This is a genomic window from Nocardioides glacieisoli, assembly GCF_004137245.1.
GTDB lineage: Bacteria > Actinomycetota > Actinomycetes > Propionibacteriales > Nocardioidaceae > Nocardioides > Nocardioides glacieisoli.
Window position 1 is genome coordinate 25542 of record NZ_SDWS01000007.1, and the last position, 20397, is coordinate 45938.

Below are 20397 nucleotides of genomic sequence, written 5' to 3' on the forward strand. Positions count from 1 at the left end.
TCCTGTGACGCGTCCGCTCCTCGCCCGCGCGGTCGACACCGCGATGGACCGCTCGCTGGTCCTCGGCTACACGACGATCGGCCTCGCGGTGCGGCGCGCGCTCCCGGGGTGGCCGGCGGACCCCCTGCCGCGCTCGCTCGCGGACCGGCACGTCCTCGTGACGGGCGCCAGCTCCGGACTCGGCATCGCGACCGTCGAAGGCCTCGTCGACCTCGGGGCGACCGTGCACATGCTGGTGCGCGACGAGGCCAAGGGGGCGAGGGTCCTTGACGAGATCAGCGCCTCGCGTTCCGCAGCAGGGCTGAGGCTCTGGCGCTGCGACGTGGGAGACCTCGACGACGTACGACGTTTCGCCGCCGACTTCGCCGCCGAGGTCCCGAGCCTCCACGCGGTCGTGCACAACGCCGGCGCGATGCCGCCGGAGCGGGCGGAGTCGCCGCAGGGCCACGAGCTCAGCATGGCCGTGCACGTGCTCGGTCCCGTCGTGATGACCGAGGCGCTGCGTGGTCCGCTGGCCGGCGGCCGGGTGGTGCTGGTGAGCAGCGGCGGGATGTACGGCCAGCCGCTGCGCGCCGACGACCCGGAGTACCGCAAGGGTGACTACTCGCCGACGACGTCCTACGCGCGCTCGAAGCGCTGGCAGGTCGAGATGGCGCCGCTGCTCGGCGAGCGCTGGGCGCCCGACGGGATCACCGTCGCGGTGATGCACCCCGGCTGGGCCGACACCCCGGGTGTGCAGGAGTCGCTGCCGCGGTTCCGCTCGATCACCCGGCCGGTGCTGCGCGACGACGCCCAGGGCGCCGACACCAGCGTCTGGCTGGCGGCGGTCGAGCCGGCCCCTCCGACCGGGAGGTTCTGGCACGACCGGGTCGAGCGGCCGACCTCGCTCCTGCCGTCGACGCGCCCGTCCGGCGACGTGCGGGCGAAGGCGTGGGCGTGGCTGCAGGACGCGGCGGGGCTCGGCGGATGACGGACGTCTGGCCGCTCGTCCACGCCGAACGCCACGCCCTGGTCGACGACCTGTCCGCCCTGTCCGACGAGCAGTGGCGCACGCCGTCGCTCTGCGCGGGCTGGACCGTCCACGACGTCGCCGCGCACCTCGTGGGCAACGCGAGCCCGATCAGCGTCCCCGGGCTGGTGCTCGCGATGGCCCGCGCACGCTTCGACTTCGACCGGATGAACCAGGCCGACGCCGCGCGCGAGCTCGGCGACGGACCGGCGTACACCCTGCGTCGGCTGCGCGAGGTCGCCGGCAACACCGACGCCCCGCCGTTCGTGCCGCTGGTGGTGCGGCTGGTCGAGGAGGTCGTGCACGGCGAGGACGTACGCCGCCCGCTCGGAATCGCGCACGACTACCCGCTCGCCGCCGTGGTGCCCGCCCTCGAGCACCAGGTGCGCACCAAGGTGTCGATCGGCGGCGGTCGCGAGCGCGCCGCCGGCGTACGGCTCCGGGCCACCGACGCCGACGTGGTCATCGGTGACGGGCCCGAGGTCTCGGGTCCGGCCGTGTCGCTCCTCCTCGCGGTCTCCGGCCGCTCGGAGGCGCGGGCCGACCTGGCCGGCCCCGGCCTGTCTGCCCTCGGGTAGGTGGCATCGCGACCTAGGGTGGCGCGGTGCTGAGCCTGCCGATCGATGACGACGTCCGCCTGACCGACCTCGAGCCCTGGCATGCCGAGCAGCTCGCCGCGCTGTTCCGCGCGCACGGCGCCGACTTCTACGACTGGCTGCCGTGGGAGGGCTTCGAGGACGTCGAGGGTGCCCGCGGCTTCATCGACAGCTTCACCCGGGGCCGCGGCGAGGGCAACCGTCGCCTCTTCGGCATTTGGGTCGGCGACGAGCTGGTCGGCGGCACCCTCTTCCCGAGCATCAACTCCCGCTCACGGATCGCGGAGGCAGGCGTCTTCCTCGCCGCCTCCGCTCGCGGACGTGGGATCGTCACCCGCGCTGTCGCGGCCATGCTCGACTGGGCCTTCGTCGAGCGCGGGCTCCACCGGGTCGAGTGGAAGTGCGCCCCCGGCAACCTCGCCAGCCGACGGGTCGCCGAGCGCCTCGGGTTCACCCACGAGGGCACCCTCCGCGAGGTCTTCCCCGTGCGCGAGGAGCGCCAGGACCTCGAGGTCTGGGCGCTCCTCTCCCGCGAGTGGTCGGGCCTCCCGCCACGGCCGTAGGTCGTCGCTGCCGCCCCCGCCCGGGGTAGTCCAGTGAGTTCTGGCTGTCGAAAGGCCCCTCCGACGACCATCCTCCACTGGACTACCCCGACGGGGCCGCTGAAAGACTTGACTGATTCAAGTAAAGACGGCACAGTGGCGAGGGATGGACCACCACGACGCCGAGGCTGACTTCGAGCAGCTGCTGCGGGCCGCGGACCTCCGGGTCACCCGGCCGCGCCTGGCCGTCCTGCGTGCCGTACGCCGTCATCCGCACGCCGACACCGGCAGCGTCCTCGCGGCCGTCCGCACCGAGGAGCCGACCGTCTCGCACCAGGCCGTCTACGACGTGCTCGGGGTTCTGAGCGACTCGGGGCTGGTCCGGCGGATCCAGCCGGCCGGCTCGGTCGCCCGCTACGAGCTGCGCGTCGGCGACAACCACCACCACGTCGTGTGCCGCTCGTGCGGCACGGTCGCGGACGTCGACTGCGCGGTCGGCGTACGCCCCTGCCTCGACGCCTCCGACACCCACGGCTTCGTCGTCGACGAGGCCGAGGTCACCTACTGGGGCCTGTGCCCCGCCTGCGCCACTGCACCAGCAACTGCCACTGCCACCGAGAACTGAGAGGGACACCAATGTCCGACCAGGAAGACACGACGCCCACCAGCCCGCAGGGCGTGGACCGCAAGGCCGAGTCCGGCTGCCCGGTGATGCACGACTCCGCGACCGCGGAGGGCAGCGAGAGCGAGAACCCGGTCATCGACTCGCCCCAGCCAAAGGAGGGGCGACCGCACACCAACCAGGACTGGTGGCCCAACCAGCTCGACCTCTCGGTGCTGCACGCCCACTCGCCCAAGGGCAACCCGCTGGGCACCGACTTCTCGTACGCCGACGCGTTCGCGCAGCTCGACGTCGAGGCGCTCAAGAGCGACATCGCCCAGACCCTGCGCAGCTCGCAGGACTGGTGGCCCGCCGACTTCGGTCACTACGGCGGCCTGATGATCCGGATGAGCTGGCACTCCGCGGGCACCTACCGCGTGCAGGACGGCCGCGGCGGTGCCGGCGACGGCGGCCAGCGGTTCGCCCCGCTCAACTCGTGGCCGGACAACGCGAACCTCGACAAGGCCCGCCGCCTGCTGTGGCCGGTGAAGCAGAAGTACGGCCAGAAGATCTCGTGGGCCGACCTCCTCGTGCTCGCGGGCAACGTCGCGCTCGAGGACATGGGCTTCGAGACCTTCGGCTTCGCCTTCGGCCGCGAGGACGTGTGGGAGCCGGAGGAGATCTTCTGGGGTCCCGAGGACACCTGGCTCGGCGACGAGCGCTACGCCGACGAGCGTGAGCTCTCGGAGGGCCTCGGCGCGGTCCAGATGGGCCTGATCTACGTCAACCCCGAGGGCCCCAACGGCAACCCGGACCCGGTCGCGTCGGCTCGCGACATCCGTGAGACCTTCGCCCGGATGGCGATGAACGACGAGGAGACCGTCGCGCTGATCGCCGGTGGCCACACCTTCGGCAAGACCCACGGCAACGGCGACCCCGACCTCATCGGCCCCGAGCCCGAGGGCGCGGAGCTGGAGAACCAGGGCCTGGGCTGGATCAGCTCCTACGGCTCCGGCAAGGGCGGCGACACCATCACCTCCGGCCTCGAGGTCACCTGGACCGACGTGCCGACGCAGTGGAGCAACCGCTACTTCGAGATCCTGTTCGGCTACGAGTGGGAGCTCACCGAGAGCCCGGCCGGCGCCAAGCAGTGGGTCGCGAAGACCGACGACGCGATCATCCCCGACGCGCACGACCCGTCGAAGAAGCACCGCCCGACGATGCTGACCTCCGACCTCGCGCTGCGCTTCGACCCGGCCTACGAGAAGATCTCGCGGCGCTTCCTGGAGAACCCCGACCAGTTCGCCGACGCCTTCGCCCGCGCCTGGTACAAGCTGCTGCACCGCGACATGGGCCCGGTCGGCCCGCACCTGCTCGGTCCCTACGTCCCCGAGGCCCAGCTGTGGCAGGACCCGGTGCCCGCGGTCGACCACGACCTCGTCGACGACGCCGACGTCGCGTCGCTCAAGGAGAAGCTGCTCGGCTCCGGCCTGTCGGTGTCGCAGCTGGTCTCGCTCGCCTGGGCCTCGGCCGCGTCCTTCCGTCGTACGGACCGCCGCGGTGGTGCCAACGGTGCGCGCATCCGCCTGGAGCCGCAGCGCGGCTGGGCCGCGAACGCCGACCTGGACCTCGACACCGCCCTCGGTGCGATCGAGCGCGTCCAGCAGGAGTTCAACAACGGACAGTCCGGCAAGCGGGTCTCGCTGGCCGACCTGATCGTCCTCGGCGGCGCCGCGGCGATCGAGAAGGCCGCGCGCGACGCCGGTCACGACGTGACCGTCCCGTTCACCCCGGGCCGCACCGACGCGACGCAGGAGCAGACCGACGTCGACTCGATGCGGTGGCTCGAGCCCCGCGCTGACGGGTTCCGGAACTGGCTGCGCCCCGGCGAGAAGCTCCAGCCCGAGAAGCTCCTGGTCGACAAGGCGTACCTGCTCGGCCTCTCGGCCCCGCAGATGACCGTCCTCGTCGGTGGCCTGCGCTCCCTCGGCGCCAACGCCGGCGGTGCAGCGCACGGCGTCCTCACCGAGCGGGCCGGGACGCTGACCAACGACTTCTTCGCGAACCTGCTGTCCCCGGGCACGCGGTGGAAGGCGTCGCAGTCGGAGGAGGGCGTCTACGAGATCCGTGACGTCGCCAGCGGCGACCTGCGCTGGACCGCGACGGCCGTCGACCTGGTCTTCGGCTCGAACTCGCAGCTGCGCGCGCTGGCGGAGGTCTACGCCAGCGAGGACGCCCAGGAGAAGTTCGTCGCGGACTTCGTGGGCGCGTGGACGCAGGTCATGGACAACGACAGGTTCGACCTGCGCGGCTGATCGTGACCAGTGCGGTGATCCCGGTGCGCCAGCCGCACCGAGATCACCGCACTGCCGCGTCGGGGTCCACTACGCTCCTGCCTCGATGAGCAACGGCGAGTCCGAACGGCTGGTGGCCTGGGGCGCAGAGATGCGCGCGGTCCACGACCGGCTGCGCGGTGCGCTGCGGCTGTCGCAGGAGGCGGTCGCGTCCGGCCGCGACCTGCCGGATCCAGGACACGAGCTGCTGCTGTTCTGCCACGGCTTCTGCTCCGCGCTCGACGGGCACCACCGTGGCGAGGACGCGCTCCTGTTCCCGGCGGTCGAGGCCGAGCACCCCGACCTGTCGCTGCAGCTGCGCAAGCTCGAGCAGGACCACGCGATGATCGGCACGCTCCTGGCCGGCCTGCAGTCGGCGGTGGCTCGAAAGGCGTCGCCCGAGGCGCTCGGTCAGCACCTCGAGGGTCTCGCCGCGATCATGGAGTCGCACTTCGGCTTCGAGGAGCGCACCCTGCTCGACGTCCTCGACCGGCTCGAGCTCGACGCCCCGGTCGACGTGGTCTACGGCCCGCTCTAGCGTGGTCGCATGAGCGACCGCGCGACGCCCAACCTGCCCTCCCGCGACCTCGACGCGACGGCCGCGTTCTACGCCGCGCTCGGCTTCGCGACGACGTACAGCAGTCCGGGTTGGCTCATCCTCGAGCGCGGCTCGCTGATGCTGGAGTTCTTCCCCGACCCGGGCCACGACCCGGCCACCACCGCGGCCGGGTGCTGCCTGCGGGTCGACGACCTCGATGGGCTGTACGCCGCCTGCGTGGCGGCCGGGCTGCCGGAGACGCACTGCGGGTGGCCGCGCCTGCACCCGCCGCGGGTCGAGGACTCCGGGATGCGGATCGGGTACCTCGTCGACGCCGACGGCGTGCTGCTGCGGCTCGTCCAGAACTAGGGGCCGACGACCTCGTCGCCGACCCGGATGGTCCCCGAGCCGAGGAGCCGGAAGACCGTGCCGCCGCGCGCGGAGACTTCAGCGCCTGCATGGCACCGGGCCCGAGCCAGTCGTCGAGGAGCCGGCAGGGCGCGGCGATCCGCACCACCTCGAGCTCGACGCCGCCGATGCGCATCCGCTCGCCGGGCCGCGTCGGGATCGGTCCGTGGTCGAGCGTGAGGTTGCGCCGCGTCAGCCCGGGATCGATCGGACGGCCGAGCGCCTCCTCGGCGACGGCGAGGTCGTCGAGCGCCTGCACGGTGACGTGCCGGTGCTTCGTGCCGTGGTAGCGGTCGCCGACCAGGCCGACGCCCGCCTCGGCCTCGACGGAGTCGACCGTCTTCGTCGGCAACCGGCATCCCGGCGCGATGTGGATGGAGACGACGCGCGCTGTCACGCTGCGACCGTACTTCGCACCCCAGTCCGACGCTTGTCGACCCGGATCTCGGCCGACAACCGTTGCGGTCACCGGATATCCGGTGACTCCAGAGCACCTCCGCGAGCATGATCGACGGATGGACGCTCACCTGCTCGACGCCAAGGCCGCCCTGCAGCTCTACCTCCAGGAGGCGCGGGACGCGCTGCTCTGGAAGCTCGAGGGGCTCGGCGAGCGGGACCTTCGGCTGCCGCGGACGCCGACGGGCACCAACCTGCTCGGCATCGTGCGCCACGTCGCCAACGTGGAGATCGACTACTTCGGCCCGACCTTCGGGCGGGAGTGGCCCGACCCGGACCATCCACTGCGGGTGGGGGACGAGGCCGCCGACGCGGACCCGCAGGCCGACTGGTGGGTGCCGGCCGACGTCTCTGCCGCCGCCGTCGTGGAGCTCTACCGGCAGGTGTGGGCGTTCAGCGACGCGACGATCGCCGACCTCCCGCTCGACGCGCGCGGCGCCGTCCCGTGGTGGCCCGAGGACCACCGTGACGTCTCACTGGTGCGGATCATCGTGCACGTCATCTCCGACACCACCCGGCACGCCGGCCACGCCGACATCCTCCGCGAGGGCATCGATGGCGCCGCCGGGATGGGCGTCTCGTCCACCAACCTGCCCCACCTCGACTGGTCGGCGTACACCGCGCGGCTGACGGCGGTCGCGGAGGCGTTCCCTCCGGGCTGACCCGGACTAGTCAGCCCGCCACGTCGCCCGTCGTCGTACGACACTGGGACGCGGAAGGGAGCCCCCGTGAACGCATCCACCTGGCAGCTGCCCGAGACCGACCGAGGCTGGGTCACCGACGGCGGCCTCGAGACCGACCTGATCTTCCACCGCGGGCTGGACCTGCCCGACTTCGCGTCCTTCCCGCTGCTCGACGCCGCCGAAGGCCGCGCGGCGCTCGACGACTACTACCGCGGGTACGCCGACGTGGCGGCGCGGGCCGGTGCCGGGCTGCTCCTCGAGACCCCGACCTGGCGGGCGAACACCGACTGGGGTGCACGGCTCGGGTACGACGTCGACGCACTGCAGCGGGTCAACCGGGACGCGGTCGCGCACCTGCGCGGCCTCGCCGACGCGGTGCCCGACGGGGTTGAGCGGGTGCTGGTCGTCGGGGCCGTCGGTCCGCGCGGCGACGGCTACCTCGCCGGCGACCTCGACGCGGACCGCTACGCCGACTACCACCGGCCGCAGCTCGCCGCCTTCGCAGAGGCGGGCGCGGACCTCGCGTCGGCGTACACCCTGACGACGGTCGCCGAGGCGGTCGGGATCGTGCGGGCGGGCCAGGACGTCGGGCTGCCGGTGGCGATCTCCTACACCGTCGAGACCGACGGCCGGCTGCCCGACGGCACCGCGCTCGGCGATGCGATCGAGCAGCTCGATGCGGCGACCGGGTCCGGCGCCGCCCACGTGCTGGTGAACTGCGCGCACCCCGACCACGTCTCGCCCGGGATCGACGGTGACGCCGCGTGGGCGGCCCGCATCGCGGGCCTGCGGGTGAACTCCTCGCGACTCAGCCACGCCGAGCTCGACGAGGCCGAGGAGCTCGACGAGGGCGACCTGCCCGACCTCGCGTCGCGCACGTGGGCACTGGCCTCCGCGCTGCCCGCGGTGCGGATCATCGGCGGCTGCTGCGGCACCGACTCCCGACACATCGCGGCGATGTGGGCGGAGGGGTCCCCGGTCGGAAAGTAGGAGGCGCGCTGTCGGTGGGCCGTCCTAGGGTTTCTCGATGCCCCTGGACGACGTCGATCCGGTCCCGGCGGACCCCGCCGCTCCTCAGGTCGAGGCCCACCTCCCGCCGGGGGTGAGCCGCGGACCGGAGACGGTGCGCGCCTTCCGGGCGGTGCTCGCCAACACCCTCGTGGCCAACGTGACGTCGAGCTTCCTCTGGTTCGCGCTGACGTTCTGGGCCTACCTCGAGACCCGCTCGGTGATGGCGACGGCCATCATCGGCGGTGGCTTCATGCTCTTCACCGCCCTCTTCGGCACCTACTTCGGCACGCTCGTCGACCGCCACCGCAAGAAGCAGGTGATGATCGCGTCGTCGACGATCACGCTGGTGACCTACGCGTCCTCCGGCGTGCTGTGGCTGCTCCTCGGCGAGGGCCGGCTGTCCGACTGGGAGAGCCCGTGGTTCTGGCTGTTCACCGCGGTCATCCTCGCCGGCAGCGTCGTGGAGAGCATGCGCAACATCGCGCTGTCGACCACCGTGACGCTGCTCGTCCCGGAGGACGGCCGCGACAAGGCCAACGGTCTCGTCGGCACGGTGCAGGGCGTCGCCTTCATGATCACCAGCGTCTTCAGCGGGCTGAGCGTCGGCCTGCTCGGCATGGGCTGGACGCTCGCCATCGCGATCGCGCTCACCGGCGCCTCGCTGTTCCACCTGATGCCGCTCACCATCCCCGAGCTCACGCCCGAGGTGGAGGAGGGCGGCTCGAAGTTCGACGTGCGCGGGGCGGTCCTCGCGATCCGCGCGGTGCCGGGCCTGGTCGCGCTGATCCTGTTCTCGACCTTCAACAACCTCGTCAGCGGGGTCTACATCGCGCTGATGGATCCCTACGGCCTCGAGCTCTTCAGCGTCGAGGCGTGGGGCCTCGTGCTCGGCGTCACCGGGCTGGGCTTCGTGGTGGGTGGCGGGCTCGTGGCCAAGTTCGGCCTGGGCGCCAACCCGGTGCGCACCCTGCTGCTGGTCAACCTCGGCATCGCGGTCCTCGGGATGACCTTCACCGCGCGCGAGTGGGCCTGGCTCTACGTCCTCGGCATCTTCCTCTTCATGGCGATCATCCCGGCGGCAGAGTCTGCCGAGCAGACGATCCTCCAGCGGGTGGTGCCGTTCCGCACGCAGGGGCGCGTGTTCGGGTTCGCGCAGAGCGTCGAGCTCGCCGCCAGCCCGATCGCCGCCTTCATGATCGGCCCGATCGCCGAGTTCTGGCTGATCCCCTACATGGAGTCCGCCGACGGCCGCTCGACCTGGGGCTGGCTCGTCGGCGGCGGCGAGGCGCGCGGCATCGCGCTCGTCTTCATGGCGGCCGGCGCGATCATGCTCGTCACCGTCCTGATCGCGCTCGTCTCCGCGCCCTACCGCCGACTGTCGAAGGCGTACGCCGTCGCGCCACCGCAGCAGCTCGAGGGTGCCGCCGTCGACTGACGGCTGCAGTCAGGCGGGCATCCGGGCCCGCAGGAAGCGGACCGTGCGGTCCATCGCCGCGACCAAGGCCGGGCCGAACGCGTGCCCGTCGTCGTACCACTCCAGGGTCGCGTCGACGCCCGCCTCGGTCAGCGCGCGCTGGGTCGCGCGCGCCCACGGCGGCGGGCAGGTGTCGTCGAAGCGGCCGTGCACCATCAGCACCGGCTCGGTGATGTCGGCGAAGTCGGGGCGCGGCGAGACGCCCTTCCAGAAGGCGGGGTCCTCACCGGGCAGGCCGTGCCGGCCACGGAAGCCGGCCTTCAGCTCGGCCAGCGGCGCGTCGGGCCGCTGGAACTGCGCGAAGTTCTCCGCCTCCAGGCTCGACACCGACGCCCAGCCGACGCCCGCGGCGAACAGCCCGGGCTCCGCGACGAGTGCCTTCATCATCACGCCACCACCCATCGAGCGGCCGAAGAGCGCGATGCGGTCGGGGTCGACGCGTACGTCGTCGGAACCGCTCAACGCGCGCGCCGCGGCGATCGTGTCCGCGGCGTAGCCGAGCCGGACCGCCTGCTCGATGCGCGGGTCGTCGGTCGACTCGGCGTGGTTGCGGTAGTCGACGTGCAGCGCGACGTAGCCCCGCTGGGCGAGGAAGCCGCGCTCGCGCGTCATCCCCTGCCCGCGGACGTAGTAGGCCGGGTCGATGTAGCCGTGCGCCAGCACGACCGCCGGGAAGGGTCCTCGCCCGGTCGGCACGTTGAGGACGCCGCTGATCCGCAGCGGCGTCGTCCCCCTGCCGGCGGTGGTCGAGCGGAAGGTGACGTCGTACGACGTGTAGGCGGGCGTGCGCTCGCGGACCGCGCCGAGCCGCAGGTCGCCGCCGGTGAGGTCGGCAGCGGCCAGGGCAGCCATCGAGACGGGGTCAGGCGGAGGCGCCGCCTCCTCGGTGGGCTCCTCCGTCGGTTCCGCGGTGGGCTCGTCCGTCGGGCTCGCAGGGTCGGCCGAGGGCGACTCCGACTGCGAGGACTCCGCGGGAGCCGGTGCATCCGAGTCCTCCGACGTCGCCGAGCAGGCGGCGAGCAGGGGAAGGCTGGCCAGGAGTGCGGTGACGCGACGCCGGGGGCGGTCCATGGAGCCAGTGTGCCGAACACCCGGTGACCGTCGCGGTCACATCTCGGCCGCCCCACGCGTCAAGGGATTGCGATGATGACCAGCGGGAGGGTGGAGCACATGGACGAGACGGAGATCTTCGAGGCGGAGCGGCCACGTCTGCTGGGCATCGCGAGCCGCGTGCTCGGCGACCACGCCGAGGCCGAGGACGTGGTGCAGCAGGCCTGGTTGCGGCTGGACCGGGCGCTGCGCGAGGGGCAGACCGAGATCGAGAACCTCCCCGCCTGGCTGACCACCGTGACCACGCGGCTCTGCCTCGACCGGCTGCGGGCGCGCACACCGGTGCCCTACGAGGAGGTCGAGGTCGCGGACACCGCTCCCGACCCGGCCGACGACGTCGCGCTCGCCGACACCGTCGGCATCGCGCTGCAGGCCGTGATCGACCGGCTCTCGCCGCGCGAGCGAGTGGCGTTCGTGCTGCACGACAGCTTCGGCTTCGAGTTCGGCACGATCGCCGCGGTGCTCGACACCACTCCGGCGGCGGCCCGCAAGCTCGCCTCGCGCGCCCGGGCCAAGGTGGCCCAGCCGGCAGCCGAGGACGTGCTCGCCGACTGGGAAGTGGTCGACGCGTTCATGGCCGCCGCTCGCGGCGGTGACTTCCAGCGGTTGCTGCAGCTGCTCGCGCCCGACGCCGTCGTCGGCGCCGACGAGGCCGCGGTGCTCGCCGGGACCCCTGCCTCGATCGAGGGACGCGACGAGGTCGCCGCCTTCTTCAACGGCAGCGCGCACGCGGCGCTCGCCGTGTTCCTCGGCGACCGGCCCGACTACGCCTGGTACCTGAAGGGAGAGGCCAAGGTGGTCTTCGACTTCGAGGTCGACGGCGGCCAGGTCACCGGCATCACCTTCCGCGCCGCGCCCGACGTCCTCGCCCGGGTCGTACGCCGCTCCGGTGCCGAGCCGGTCACACCGCGTCCCCGCCGATCGTCAGATGACTGACACCAACCCCAGGAGGACCCATGAAGACCATGACCTGCCGCCAGCTCGGCGGCCCCTGCGACCTCGCGCACCGCGGGGAGAGCCACGACGACGTCATCAACGCCCAGGACGCGCACCTCAAGCAGGCCGAGAAGGAGGGCGACGCCGCCCACCAGTCGGCGCGCGACGAGATGAAGGGCCGCTGGCGGCACCCGAAGAAGTCGCTCGGGTGGTACCGCGACATGAAGCAGGCCTTCGCCGACCTCCCGGAGGACTGACCGTCAGCGGCGGCGGTCGGCCAGCAGCCAGGCCGCGCCCGCGCTGACCGCGGTCACGCCGAGCACCGAGGGCCAGGTGCCGACCTTCTTGGCGAGCGGGTGGGACACGCCCATCGCCGTCCAGTAGCCCGCGGTGAGTCCCGCCGCCAGCGGCGCCCCGCCGACGGCGTACCACTGCCGTGCCGCAACGGCGTTGGCGGCGAGCATGGCGGCTCCGCCGAGGGGACGTACGCCGGTCTGCTGGGCCAGGGCGAACCCGCCGACGAGGCCGCCGGCGAGCAGGGGAGCGGTGGGGACACGCGTCAGATCGGGCACCACACGAGCCTAGCCAGCGTGGCCATGGTCAGGACCGACCGCCAGGGCGCACACTGACCACCCCCGTCCACGCCACCCGAGCACCCCAGAGGACTGCACCGTGAGTGATCTCCAGGTCGTCGCCACCATCCCCGCCAAGCCCGAGCACGCTGACGCGATCAGGGAGGCCCTGAAGACCCTGGTCGCGGCAACGCTCGCCGAGGAGGGGTGCCTGGCCTACGAGCTGTTCGAGTCGGGCAGCGCCCCGGGCACCTTCGTCACCGTGGAGCGGTGGACCGACGCCGCGGCCCTCGAGGCGCACATGGGGATGCCGCACGTCGCGGAGGCCTTCGCGGCCGCCGACGGTGCGCTCAGCGGCGAGGTCGCGATCCACCCGCTGAAGCCCGTGGACTGATCGCGCAGGTCTGCGCCAGACCGAGCGCCCAGCACGTCGGGCAGCCACGCAGGAGCACGGCCGCAGGAACGATCAGCAGCAGAGCCAGCGGCCCGGCCCAGGGGATGAGCACGAACGCCGCCACCATCAGCGGCAGGCCGATCGCACCTCGCACGAGGTGGCGCGGGACGCTGCTGCTGGCGAACATCGTGTCGGGCTGGCTCACACCAGGAGTTCGGCGCCGCGAGCGGGACGGATGTCGCAGGCCGTCAGCCCCGGCCGACGCGGCCCTTGCTGCCGGCGGCCCAGCACACCTTCGCGACGCAGTCGACGACGTGGTAGCCGAGGTCGCTGACGCGGGTCCAGGTGGCACCGCCGTCGCGGGTCAGGCTGGTGCCGACCGAGCCGCGGTAGTCGCCGGTCGCGACAGCGAGCTTCCAGCCGCGGATGAAGGTGACGTCCTCGCCGACGTGGGTCAGCGTGATGCCTCCGGTCCAGGTGCGGCCGTCGCGGGTGTAGGCGACGTTGTCCTCCAGGACCGGCTTCTCGCCGAAGTCGCCGCCGACGGCGATCCCCCGGCGCGGAGACGCGAACGCGCCGGCGAAGCCACCCGCAGCCGGGCCCTCGGGGATGCCGGACTCGACGTCGGTCCAGGTGAGGCCGCGGTCGTCCGAGCGGAGCACCCGGGACTTCGCGCCACCGGTGATCAGGAACGCCGCCTTGCCGGCCGTGACCAGGCAGTCGCCGCTCGCCGCGAATCCGTACTCGTCGGCCGAGGCGGGCATGCCGGCGTTGGACAGCACGGTCCAGGTCCGGCCGCGGTCGTCGGTCGCGAGGATCCGCAGCTTGCCGTCGACGGGGTCGCTCACCGCGAGACCCTTCTGGCCGCCGGGGTAGAACGCCATGCAGTCGTAGAACGCGGCCTCGTCCTCGTTCTGGAAGGCGATCGTCCACGACTCGCCGCCGTCGGTGGAGCGGTAGATGCGCGAGGCCTCACCGGGGCCGATCGCCAGCACGTGGGCGACCTTGCCGTTGACCTCGACGTCACGGAAGGACAGCCCGGCGGTGTCGTCGGGGCTGACGTCGGTCCACGTCTGCCCGCGGTCGGTGGTGCGGAACACCGTGGCGGGCCCGCCGTCGGTGAGGCTCTCGCCGGTGACCCACGCCTCCTTCTTGCTCACGGCCTCCAGGCCGCGGAAGTTCTGGTCGGCGTCGAGGACCTTCTCGGTCCAGTCGTCGTCGAACGGGTGGGGCTTCGCAGGGGTCGTGTCCGGCTGTCGCACGGGAGCCGAGGTCGCGGCCGCGGGAAGGGCGAGGGCCAGGGCAAGGGCGGGGATGAGGGTGACTCCGAGTCGTCGCATCCGGCCAGCCTCCACCCGGATGTGGAAGGTGTCCAGCACCCCTGCGGAGGATCCGGAAGCCGACCATCCGGAACCGCCACTAGCGTCACGGACATGACCACTGAGGAGAACACCGATGCCTGGGTCCCCCCGCCGTGGGAGCCGCCCATCGACGGCACCGAGGCCGAGCATCTGCTAGGTGCGCTCGGCCGGATGCGCGCGACGCTGCGGTGGAAGGCCGACGGTCTCGACGAGGCGGGGCTGGCGCACCGGATCCCGTCGTCGTCGCTGTCCCTCGGCGGACTGCTGCGCCACCTGGCGCTGGCCGAGGACTACTACCTGACGACCAAGCTCCGCGGCGAGGAGCTCGTCGAGCCGTGGAAGTCGCTCGTCCACGACGACACCGACGAGTGGGAGTTCGAGGCCGACCACTTCACCGCCGCCGAGACGTACGCCGTCTTCGACGAGGCCGTCGTCCGCAACACCCGGCGGATCGAGGACGCCCTCGCCGAGGGCGGGCTCGACCTGGTCGCGCACGTCGACGACGGCAACGGCAACCACCCGCGCCTGCGTCGCCTGCTCGTCGACCTGATCGAGGAGTACAGCCGGCACACCGGCCACGCCGACCTGCTGAGGGAGGCCGTCGACGGCCGGGTCGGCGAGGACCCCGACGAGGACTGGGTCCCGACCTGGCTGGAAAACCCGTCGTCCTGACCGTCCGGGGCTGACACGCTGAACGCGTGACCGGACCCGAAGGCTTCGACTACGAGACCCGCGGCGGCGAGGTGGTCATCACGCACCACGGCCGGCGTGCCACCGTGCTGCGTGGTGCGGCGGCCGCCCGCTTCCTGGCCGACGTCGAGGACGACGACGACCAGGAGCTGATGGCGCGGGTCACCGGCAACTACCGGCGCGGCAACGAGCGGACGGCCAAGGACCATCCGCGCAACAGGGGCCGCTGAGCTACTCGGAGGGCTCCGGGGTGTCGACGTCGACGTCGACGTCCGGGCAGCCCACCTTGGGGTTGAGCCCGGTGTAGTTGAGCGGACCGGCCACGACGTTGAGCGCGATGTCGGTGGCCTCCGAGCAGTTGGTCTCTGCGTCCTCGAAGTAGCCGCGCTCGTAGGCGGCGAACGCTCCGATGATCAACCAGAGCACGAGCAGGATGCCGATCAGTCGTCCCACGGGGACCTCCTTGGCGATGGCGGCGGGGTAGCCGTCGCGCCGATCATGGCCCCGGCGCGACCGACGTACCACCCTCGCAGGGGTAGGACGCCCTAGTGTGCGAGCCATGACGATCCTCGCCGTCGGCTTCTCGCTGCTGGCAGCAGCGCTCCACGTCTACATCTGGGTGCTCGAGTCCTTCCGCTGGACCGAGCCCGCGACCCGCAAGACCTTCCGCACGTCCGAGGCCGACGCCGCGGCCACCCGCGAGATGGCCTACAACCAGGGGTTCTACAACCTCTTCCTCGCTGTCATCACCCTGATCGGCCTCGCCCTGCTCGGCACGGACCACGAGGTGGGTACGGCGCTGGCGCTGGCCGGCACGGGCTCGATGCTGTCCGCCGCGCTCGTCCTGATCACGCGTGACCGCTCGATGGCTCGCGCCGCGATCACCCAGGGCACGTTCCCGCTGCTCGCCGTGGTGTCCCTGCTCCTGCAGCTCTAACCCTGGATTCACCGGTCTCTCGCCTGCTGCGCGCCACCATGCGGGCGCGCTGGCTGCGTTGTCGAGCACTCGACGGGCCTAGCGGCCCGCCTTCGGCCCTCCGCCTTGCCATCACACCCGCCTGATGACGCTCGCGACGGCGTCGACCGGCTCATCCAGGCGCGCCCTACTGCCCCAGCCAGGCGTGCACGGACGAGACGACCGACGCGCCCTCGCCGGTCGCCGACGCCACCCGCTTCATCGAGCCCGACCGGATGTCCCCGCCGCAGAAGATGCCCGGCACCGTCGTGGCGAGGTCCTCCGGCGGCACGTCCTCGTCCCACTGCTCGCGCGGGATGTCGCGCCCGGTCAGCACGAAGCCGCGCTCGTCGCGCAGCACCGTGTCGGGCAACCAGCCGCACTCCGGCGCCGCCCCGAGCAGCAGGAAGAGCCCGCGGGCGTCGACCCGCTCGTGCTCGCCGGTCGTGACGTCCTCGACGGTCAGCCACCCGAGGTGCCCCACGTCGTCCGCGCCGCCGTCGACGACGCACGCCGAGCCACGCACGGTGATCCGGGGGTTCCACTCGATCTCGTCGATGAGGTACGACGACATGGTGGCCGTCAGGTCCGGACGGCGGACGACGATCGTGACCTCCTTGGCGAAGCGGGCCGCGTGGATCGCCGCCTGCCCGGCCGAGTTGCCGCCGCCGACGATGACGATGTGGTCGCCGGCCAGCTCGCGCGCGGCCGCCATCGCGGCGCCGTAGTAGACGCCGCGCCCGACGAGCTCCTCGATCGAGTCGACCCCGAGCCGGCGGTAGTTCACCCCGGTCGCGACCAGGACGGTGCGGGTGTGCACGTCGCCGCCCTCGGTGTGCACGATGTGGTGGCCGCCGTCCTCGCACGGCGAGATCCCTGTCGCCGGCCAGCCGGTGAAGAAGCGGGTGCCGAAGCGCAGTGCCTGGCCGCGCGCCCGCTGGGCCAGCCGCATGCCCGAGATGCCGCGCGGGAAGCCCAGGTAGTTGCGGATCATCGAGCTGGTGCCGGCCTGCCCGCCGATCGCCTCGGCCTCGAGGCAGACCGTCGAGAGGCCCTCGCTCGAGGCGTACACGCTGGCCGCGAGACCGGCCGGACCTGCGCCGACCACCACGAGGTCGACGACCTCGTCGACGTCGATCTCGTCGGGACGGCCGTAGAGCTGGTTGGCCAGCGAGCGCACGTCGGGGCAGTGGCCGCACCAGCCGACGAGCGAGGAGACGACCGGCCAGCGGCCCTCGTCCTGCGGGCACCGCGCCATCACCTCGCGGCCGATCTCGCTGTCGGGGTGGTGCACGCCCGCGGGCAACCCGACGCGGGCGAGGTAGTCGAGCAGCTCGCGCGTCAGCGCGTCCTTCTCCGGCGTGATGATGCGGACGTTCTCGACCACCGGGGTCGCGACGGTCGCGTTCCACTCGTTGAGCATCTCGCCGACCGCGCCGTGGAACTCCTCGTCGCGCGGCCCCTGCGGCATCAGCAGCAGTGCGTCGACCTTGCCCGCGGCGACCGCGTGGCGGAAGTCGGCGTTGTCCTTCCGGAACCGGCTGATGTGCGACACGATCAGCCGCCGCGCCGTCGGGACGGCCTTGCGGGTGCCGCCGATCAGGCCGTAGAGCTTCTCCTGGTCGTGGTCGCTGTCGATCACGAAGAGGGCGACCTGGTGCCCGGACGTCATCAGGTCCTTGGCGGTGTGCTTCGCGGTGACCTCGTCGTGCACGAGGCGTACGTCGTACTCCCGCTCGTAGCGGCCGAAGGCCTCGGCCAGCACGTCGCCGTGGTTCGCCGACGCGATGACGATCGCAGGTGCTCCCATGTCGAAATCCATTCCTTCTCAGCCGGTGAGGTTGTGGACGAAGCACCAGCGCCAGGACTCGTCGGGCTGGGCCGACTCCATCACCGGGTGGAGGGTCTCGTGGAAGTGCGCGGTCGCGTGCTTGCCGATGGAGGAGTCGCAGCAGCCGACGTGGCCGCACGTCAGGCACTGGCGCAGCGAGACCCACGGGGTGCCGTCGGCCAGACAGGTCGCGCAGACGGGGTCGGGAACCGTGTCGACGGCTGGGAACGCGTCGAGGTCGTCGCACTGCCGACCGCCGGTGAAGGCGATCGACCCGATCCGCGTGCGTACCGGCGCCTCGGCGGCGGCGTCGAGCATCGACTCCTCGATGTCGAGCATCGCGAGCACGCCGCTGACCACGTCGGAGGGGATGTTGCCCTTGCTGCGCACCAGCAGGACCTTGGCGCGCTCGGCCTCGATCATCTCGCCGCGGATGCGCGCGTAGAGCTGCGACGGCGTCTCGGCGTCCTCGGCCGTGGCGAGCTGCTCCCAGGCGGCGAACGAGCGCTGGTCGAGGCGGGCCCGGATCTGGTCCGAGACGCCGTGGTGGTCGTCGTACTCCAGCTCGTCGAGCTTGGCGAGCCCCGCGTCCGCGGCCTGCTGGAGCAGCGCGGCCCGGGCGAGCGCGTCCTCGGCCGGGTCGGGGGCGGGTACGTCGAGCAGGCGGGCGAGCAGCGGGAGGGTCAGGCCCTGGAGGAGCAGCGTGCCGGCCACGACCGTGAAGGCGACGAGCAGCAGCACCTCGCGGTGGGGTGTCTCCTCCGGGATGACGAACGCGGCGGCCAGGGTCACCACGCCGCGCATGCCGGCCCAGCCGATGAGGAAGGTCCACGCGGGCGGGATCGGGTTGGAGCGGCGCAGCAGCCAGGTCGCCTGCATGTAGACGACCCGGACGACGATCACGGTCACCAGCGTCAGCAGGCAGACCAGCGCGATCCGGCTGCCGGGAAGCGTCGACTCGCTGACGTCCTCGAGGATCCAGTCGAGCTGGAGGCCGATCAGCAGGAAGACCGTGTTCTCCAGGATGAAGGCGACCGTCCGCCACGTGATCCGCTCGGTGATCCGCGACTGGGCGGTCTGGATGATCGGCGCCTTGTGGCCGAGCAGCAGTCCGGCGACCACGACCGAGATGACGCCGGAGGCGTGGATCTCCTCGGCCGCGACGAAGGCGGCGAACGGCACGAGGAACGAGATGCCGGTGTCCAGCAGCGGGTCGGTGATCCGCTTGCGGAGCCAGGCGATCAGCAGGAAGAACGCGAAGCCCACAAGAGCACCGCCGCCGGCCGCGCGGACGAAGTCGAGGCCGACCTCGACGACCGTCAGGCTCCCGGCGAGGAAGGCGATGGCGGTGCGCAGCGCGACGAGGGCGGTGGCGTCGTTGAGCAGCGACTCGCCCTCGAGGATCGTCACCACCCGACGCGGCAGGCCGATCCGTTTCGCCACCGCGGTCGCGGCCACTGCGTCGGGGGGCGCGACGACGGCGCCGATCGCGATGGCCGCGGCCCAGCCGAGACCCGGCACCAGCCACTCGACGACCGCCGCGACCGCCAGCGCCGTGACCAGGATGAGCACCACCGAGAGCCGCAGGATGGCGCCCCGGTTGGCGTTGAAGTCCACCAGCGAGGTCTGGATCGCCGCGGAGTAGAGGAGCGGCGGCAGCAGCCCCAGCAGCACGACCTCGGACTCGAGGTGGATGGTGGGCAGCATCGGGACGTAGGACGCTGCGGCGCCGACGACGATCAGGAGGAGCGGCGCCGGGACGTGCAGGCGTGGGCTGATGGCGGTGGCGGCGAGGACGACGGCGGCCATCGAGACCAGCAGGAGAGCGAGTTCCACCGGGTGAGTCTCGCGCCTGCGCGACCCTCAGGCCAGCGCGTTCGCGCTCAGCGCACGACGTCGTAGACCTGGAGGGTGATCCCGTTGGAGTAGGCGGCGTGCTCGGTGAGCGCGAGCGTGGTCTTGTCGAGGGCGGTGCCGTCGACGAAGAGGCGCTTGCCGCTGCCGAGCAGGACCGGGAAGACGAGCAGGTGGTAGCGGTCGACCAGGCCGGCGGCGGCCAACCCCTGGGCGAGGGTCGGGCTGCCGCGCACGTGGATCTCGCCGCCGTCGGTCTCCTTCAGCGCGGCGACGTCGTCGAGCGAGTGGAGCACGTGCACCTCGCTGTCACCCCACGGCACGGTGTCGCCGTCGAGCGTGGTCGAGACGACGTACTTCGGCAGCGCCGAGGCCTGCTCGGTCTCGCGCCCCTTGATGTCGTAGGCAGCCTCGTCGAACTCGACGTCCTTGAGGCTCCAGCCGCCGTGGGGGTGGTCGCCACCGCCGGGGGAGTCGACGATGCCGTCGAGGGTGACGAACTCGGTGACGACGATGGTGCGCATGGTGGGGTCCTCTCGCAGCAGGTGTTGTCAGGAAGCGACCAGGTCGTCGATCTGGTTGATGGCGAGGGTGGAACCCTCCACCGCGCCCATGTCGAGCACCTTCTGCAGGTCGTCGGCGGAGGCGTAGGTCGCGACGAACGTGGCGCGGGTGCCGCCGTCGGTCTCGGCGAACGCGTAGTCCTGCGCGGACTCCGGCATCTCCGGGTTGGGTGCGAAGGACTCGTCGGCCGCGAAGCCGTCGCGGAAGGTGAAGCCGGTCGGCTCCTCGACCGTGTCGACGACCCAGTAGGCGTAGTACTTCTCCCCCTCCGGGCTGGTCATGTAGTAGTTCATCCGGCCACCCGGGGTGAGCTCGTGGTCGACGAAGGTGGCGGGGTAGCCGGGGGGACCCCACACGCGCTCGAGCTGGCGCGGGTCGGCGTACACCTGCCACACCCGGTCGAGCGGCGCGGCGAAGTCGGCGGTGATGGTCAGGGTGCGGGCGTCGGTGTCGTGCTGGACGTCGGTGACAGGCATGTC

General features: G+C 72.2%; 24 protein-coding genes and 1 pseudogene. 16 read left to right on the plus strand and 9 right to left on the minus strand.

The genetic code is table 11. From position 1 onward, the window contains the following. The first annotated feature begins 4 nt into the window (after window positions 1-4). The 7 genes from EUA06_RS15190 to EUA06_RS15220 all read left to right on the plus strand — a co-directional run bounded on the left by EUA06_RS15190 (window position 5) and on the right by EUA06_RS15220 (window position 5988). Complete coding sequence (locus tag EUA06_RS15190) at window positions 5-970, plus strand: SDR family NAD(P)-dependent oxidoreductase (protein ID WP_207208376.1); 966 nt, start codon at window positions 5-7, stop codon at window positions 968-970. Continuing rightward, a complete protein-coding gene (locus EUA06_RS15195) occupies window positions 967-1587 on the plus strand; it encodes a maleylpyruvate isomerase family mycothiol-dependent enzyme (RefSeq protein WP_129477313.1) in 621 nt (206 codons plus the stop codon). The genes EUA06_RS15190 and EUA06_RS15195 overlap by 4 nt, the downstream gene beginning before the upstream one ends. A gap of 26 nt (window positions 1588-1613) precedes the next feature. After that, window positions 1614-2168, plus strand: a complete 555-nt coding sequence (locus tag EUA06_RS15200; protein ID WP_129477315.1) for a GNAT family N-acetyltransferase — start codon at window positions 1614-1616, stop codon at window positions 2166-2168. A 145-nt stretch (window positions 2169-2313) separates the two neighbouring features. Beyond that, window positions 2314-2772 carry a Fur family transcriptional regulator gene (locus EUA06_RS15205; RefSeq protein WP_129477316.1) on the plus strand — a complete coding sequence of 153 codons (459 nt, stop codon included), beginning with the start codon at window positions 2314-2316 and terminating at the stop codon, window positions 2770-2772. A gap of 11 nt (window positions 2773-2783) precedes the next feature. Further along, window positions 2784-5063 (plus strand): catalase/peroxidase HPI, encoded by a 2280-nt coding sequence (gene katG / locus EUA06_RS15210; RefSeq protein WP_129477318.1) that lies wholly within the window; start codon window positions 2784-2786, stop codon window positions 5061-5063. Window positions 5064-5148: 85 nt separating this feature from the next. Continuing rightward, window positions 5149-5619, plus strand: a complete 471-nt coding sequence (locus EUA06_RS15215) for a hemerythrin domain-containing protein (RefSeq protein WP_129477320.1) — start codon at window positions 5149-5151, stop codon at window positions 5617-5619. Window positions 5620-5628: 9 nt separating this feature from the next. Next, on the plus strand, window positions 5629-5988 hold the full coding sequence (locus tag EUA06_RS15220; RefSeq protein ID WP_129477322.1) for a bleomycin resistance protein: 360 nt from the start codon (window positions 5629-5631) through the stop codon (window positions 5986-5988). Window positions 5989-6085: 97 nt separating this feature from the next. On the opposite strand, the pseudogene EUA06_RS23405 reads toward EUA06_RS15220, so the two are convergent. Continuing rightward, window positions 6086-6496: pseudogene (locus tag EUA06_RS23405) on the minus strand (MOSC domain-containing protein); the annotation flags it as partial. A gap of 46 nt (window positions 6497-6542) precedes the next feature. Here EUA06_RS23405 and EUA06_RS15230 point away from each other — a divergent pair. The 3 genes from EUA06_RS15230 (at window position 6543) to EUA06_RS15240 (ending at window position 9612) form a co-directional block, all read left to right on the plus strand. Further along, a complete protein-coding gene (locus tag EUA06_RS15230; RefSeq protein WP_129477324.1) occupies window positions 6543-7145 on the plus strand; it encodes a DinB family protein in 603 nt (200 codons plus the stop codon). Window positions 7146-7211: 66 nt separating this feature from the next. Beyond that, on the plus strand, window positions 7212-8156 hold the full coding sequence (locus tag EUA06_RS15235; RefSeq protein WP_129477326.1) for a homocysteine S-methyltransferase family protein: 945 nt from the start codon (window positions 7212-7214) through the stop codon (window positions 8154-8156). Window positions 8157-8193: 37 nt separating this feature from the next. After that, complete coding sequence (locus EUA06_RS15240; protein ID WP_129477328.1) at window positions 8194-9612, plus strand: MFS transporter; 1419 nt, start codon at window positions 8194-8196, stop codon at window positions 9610-9612. 9 nt (window positions 9613-9621) lie between these two features. Here EUA06_RS15240 and EUA06_RS15245 read toward each other — a convergent pair whose 3' ends face one another. Then, window positions 9622-10722, minus strand: a complete 1101-nt coding sequence (locus tag EUA06_RS15245; RefSeq protein WP_242498176.1) for an alpha/beta hydrolase family protein — start codon at window positions 10720-10722, stop codon at window positions 9622-9624. A 99-nt stretch (window positions 10723-10821) separates the two neighbouring features. On the opposite strand from EUA06_RS15245, the gene EUA06_RS15250 reads away from it, so the two are divergent. Beyond that, window positions 10822-11697 (plus strand): sigma-70 family RNA polymerase sigma factor, encoded by an 876-nt coding sequence (locus EUA06_RS15250; protein WP_129477330.1) that lies wholly within the window; start codon window positions 10822-10824, stop codon window positions 11695-11697. A gap of 20 nt (window positions 11698-11717) precedes the next feature. Next, a complete protein-coding gene (locus EUA06_RS15255; protein WP_129477332.1) occupies window positions 11718-11954 on the plus strand; it encodes a DUF1059 domain-containing protein in 237 nt (78 codons plus the stop codon). A gap of 3 nt (window positions 11955-11957) precedes the next feature. Here EUA06_RS15255 and EUA06_RS15260 read toward each other — a convergent pair whose 3' ends face one another. Further along, window positions 11958-12269: a hypothetical protein gene (locus tag EUA06_RS15260; RefSeq protein WP_242498177.1), complete on the minus strand. Its 312-nt coding sequence runs from the start codon at window positions 12267-12269 to the stop codon at window positions 11958-11960. A gap of 100 nt (window positions 12270-12369) precedes the next feature. On the opposite strand from EUA06_RS15260, the gene EUA06_RS15265 reads away from it, so the two are divergent. Next, window positions 12370-12663, plus strand: coding sequence for a putative quinol monooxygenase (locus tag EUA06_RS15265; protein WP_129477335.1), 294 nt, complete (start codon window positions 12370-12372; stop codon window positions 12661-12663). A gap of 248 nt (window positions 12664-12911) precedes the next feature. On the opposite strand, the gene EUA06_RS15270 is transcribed toward EUA06_RS15265, so the two are convergent. Then, on the minus strand, window positions 12912-14003 hold the full coding sequence (locus EUA06_RS15270) for a beta propeller repeat protein (protein WP_207208377.1): 1092 nt from the start codon (window positions 14001-14003) through the stop codon (window positions 12912-12914). Between the two features lie 93 nt (window positions 14004-14096). Here EUA06_RS15270 and EUA06_RS15275 point away from each other — a divergent pair, with 93 nt between their 5' ends. Together EUA06_RS15275 and EUA06_RS15280 are read left to right on the plus strand one after the other, a co-directional pair. After that, window positions 14097-14696, plus strand: a complete 600-nt coding sequence (locus EUA06_RS15275) for a mycothiol transferase (RefSeq protein WP_129477337.1) — start codon at window positions 14097-14099, stop codon at window positions 14694-14696. A gap of 26 nt (window positions 14697-14722) precedes the next feature. After that, window positions 14723-14944, plus strand: a complete 222-nt coding sequence (locus EUA06_RS15280; RefSeq protein ID WP_129477339.1) for a hypothetical protein — start codon at window positions 14723-14725, stop codon at window positions 14942-14944. Between the two features lies 1 nt (window position 14945). On the opposite strand, the gene EUA06_RS15285 is transcribed toward EUA06_RS15280, so the two are convergent. After that, on the minus strand, window positions 14946-15167 hold the full coding sequence (locus tag EUA06_RS15285) for a hypothetical protein (RefSeq protein WP_129477340.1): 222 nt from the start codon (window positions 15165-15167) through the stop codon (window positions 14946-14948). A 106-nt stretch (window positions 15168-15273) separates the two neighbouring features. On the opposite strand from EUA06_RS15285, the gene EUA06_RS15290 reads away from it, so the two are divergent. After that, complete coding sequence (locus tag EUA06_RS15290) at window positions 15274-15651, plus strand: DUF1304 domain-containing protein (protein WP_129477341.1); 378 nt, start codon at window positions 15274-15276, stop codon at window positions 15649-15651. 166 nt (window positions 15652-15817) lie between these two features. Here the strand turns inward: EUA06_RS15290 and EUA06_RS15295 are convergent, their stop codons facing one another. Genes EUA06_RS15295 through EUA06_RS15310 form a run of 4 tightly spaced genes read right to left on the minus strand, consistent with a single transcriptional unit; the run spans window position 15818 to window position 20394 of the window. Further along, entirely contained in the window at window positions 15818-17479 is a 1662-nt protein-coding gene (locus tag EUA06_RS15295) for an NAD(P)/FAD-dependent oxidoreductase (protein WP_129477343.1), read from the minus strand. Between the two features lie 18 nt (window positions 17480-17497). Then, window positions 17498-19336, minus strand: coding sequence for a Na+/H+ antiporter (locus EUA06_RS15300; protein ID WP_129477345.1), 1839 nt, complete (start codon window positions 19334-19336; stop codon window positions 17498-17500). Window positions 19337-19383: 47 nt separating this feature from the next. Next, complete coding sequence (locus tag EUA06_RS15305) at window positions 19384-19878, minus strand: dihydrofolate reductase family protein (protein WP_129477347.1); 495 nt, start codon at window positions 19876-19878, stop codon at window positions 19384-19386. Window positions 19879-19905: 27 nt separating this feature from the next. Further along, window positions 19906-20394, minus strand: a complete 489-nt coding sequence (locus EUA06_RS15310; protein ID WP_129477349.1) for an SRPBCC family protein — start codon at window positions 20392-20394, stop codon at window positions 19906-19908. Between the last annotated feature and the right edge of the window lie 3 nt (window positions 20395-20397).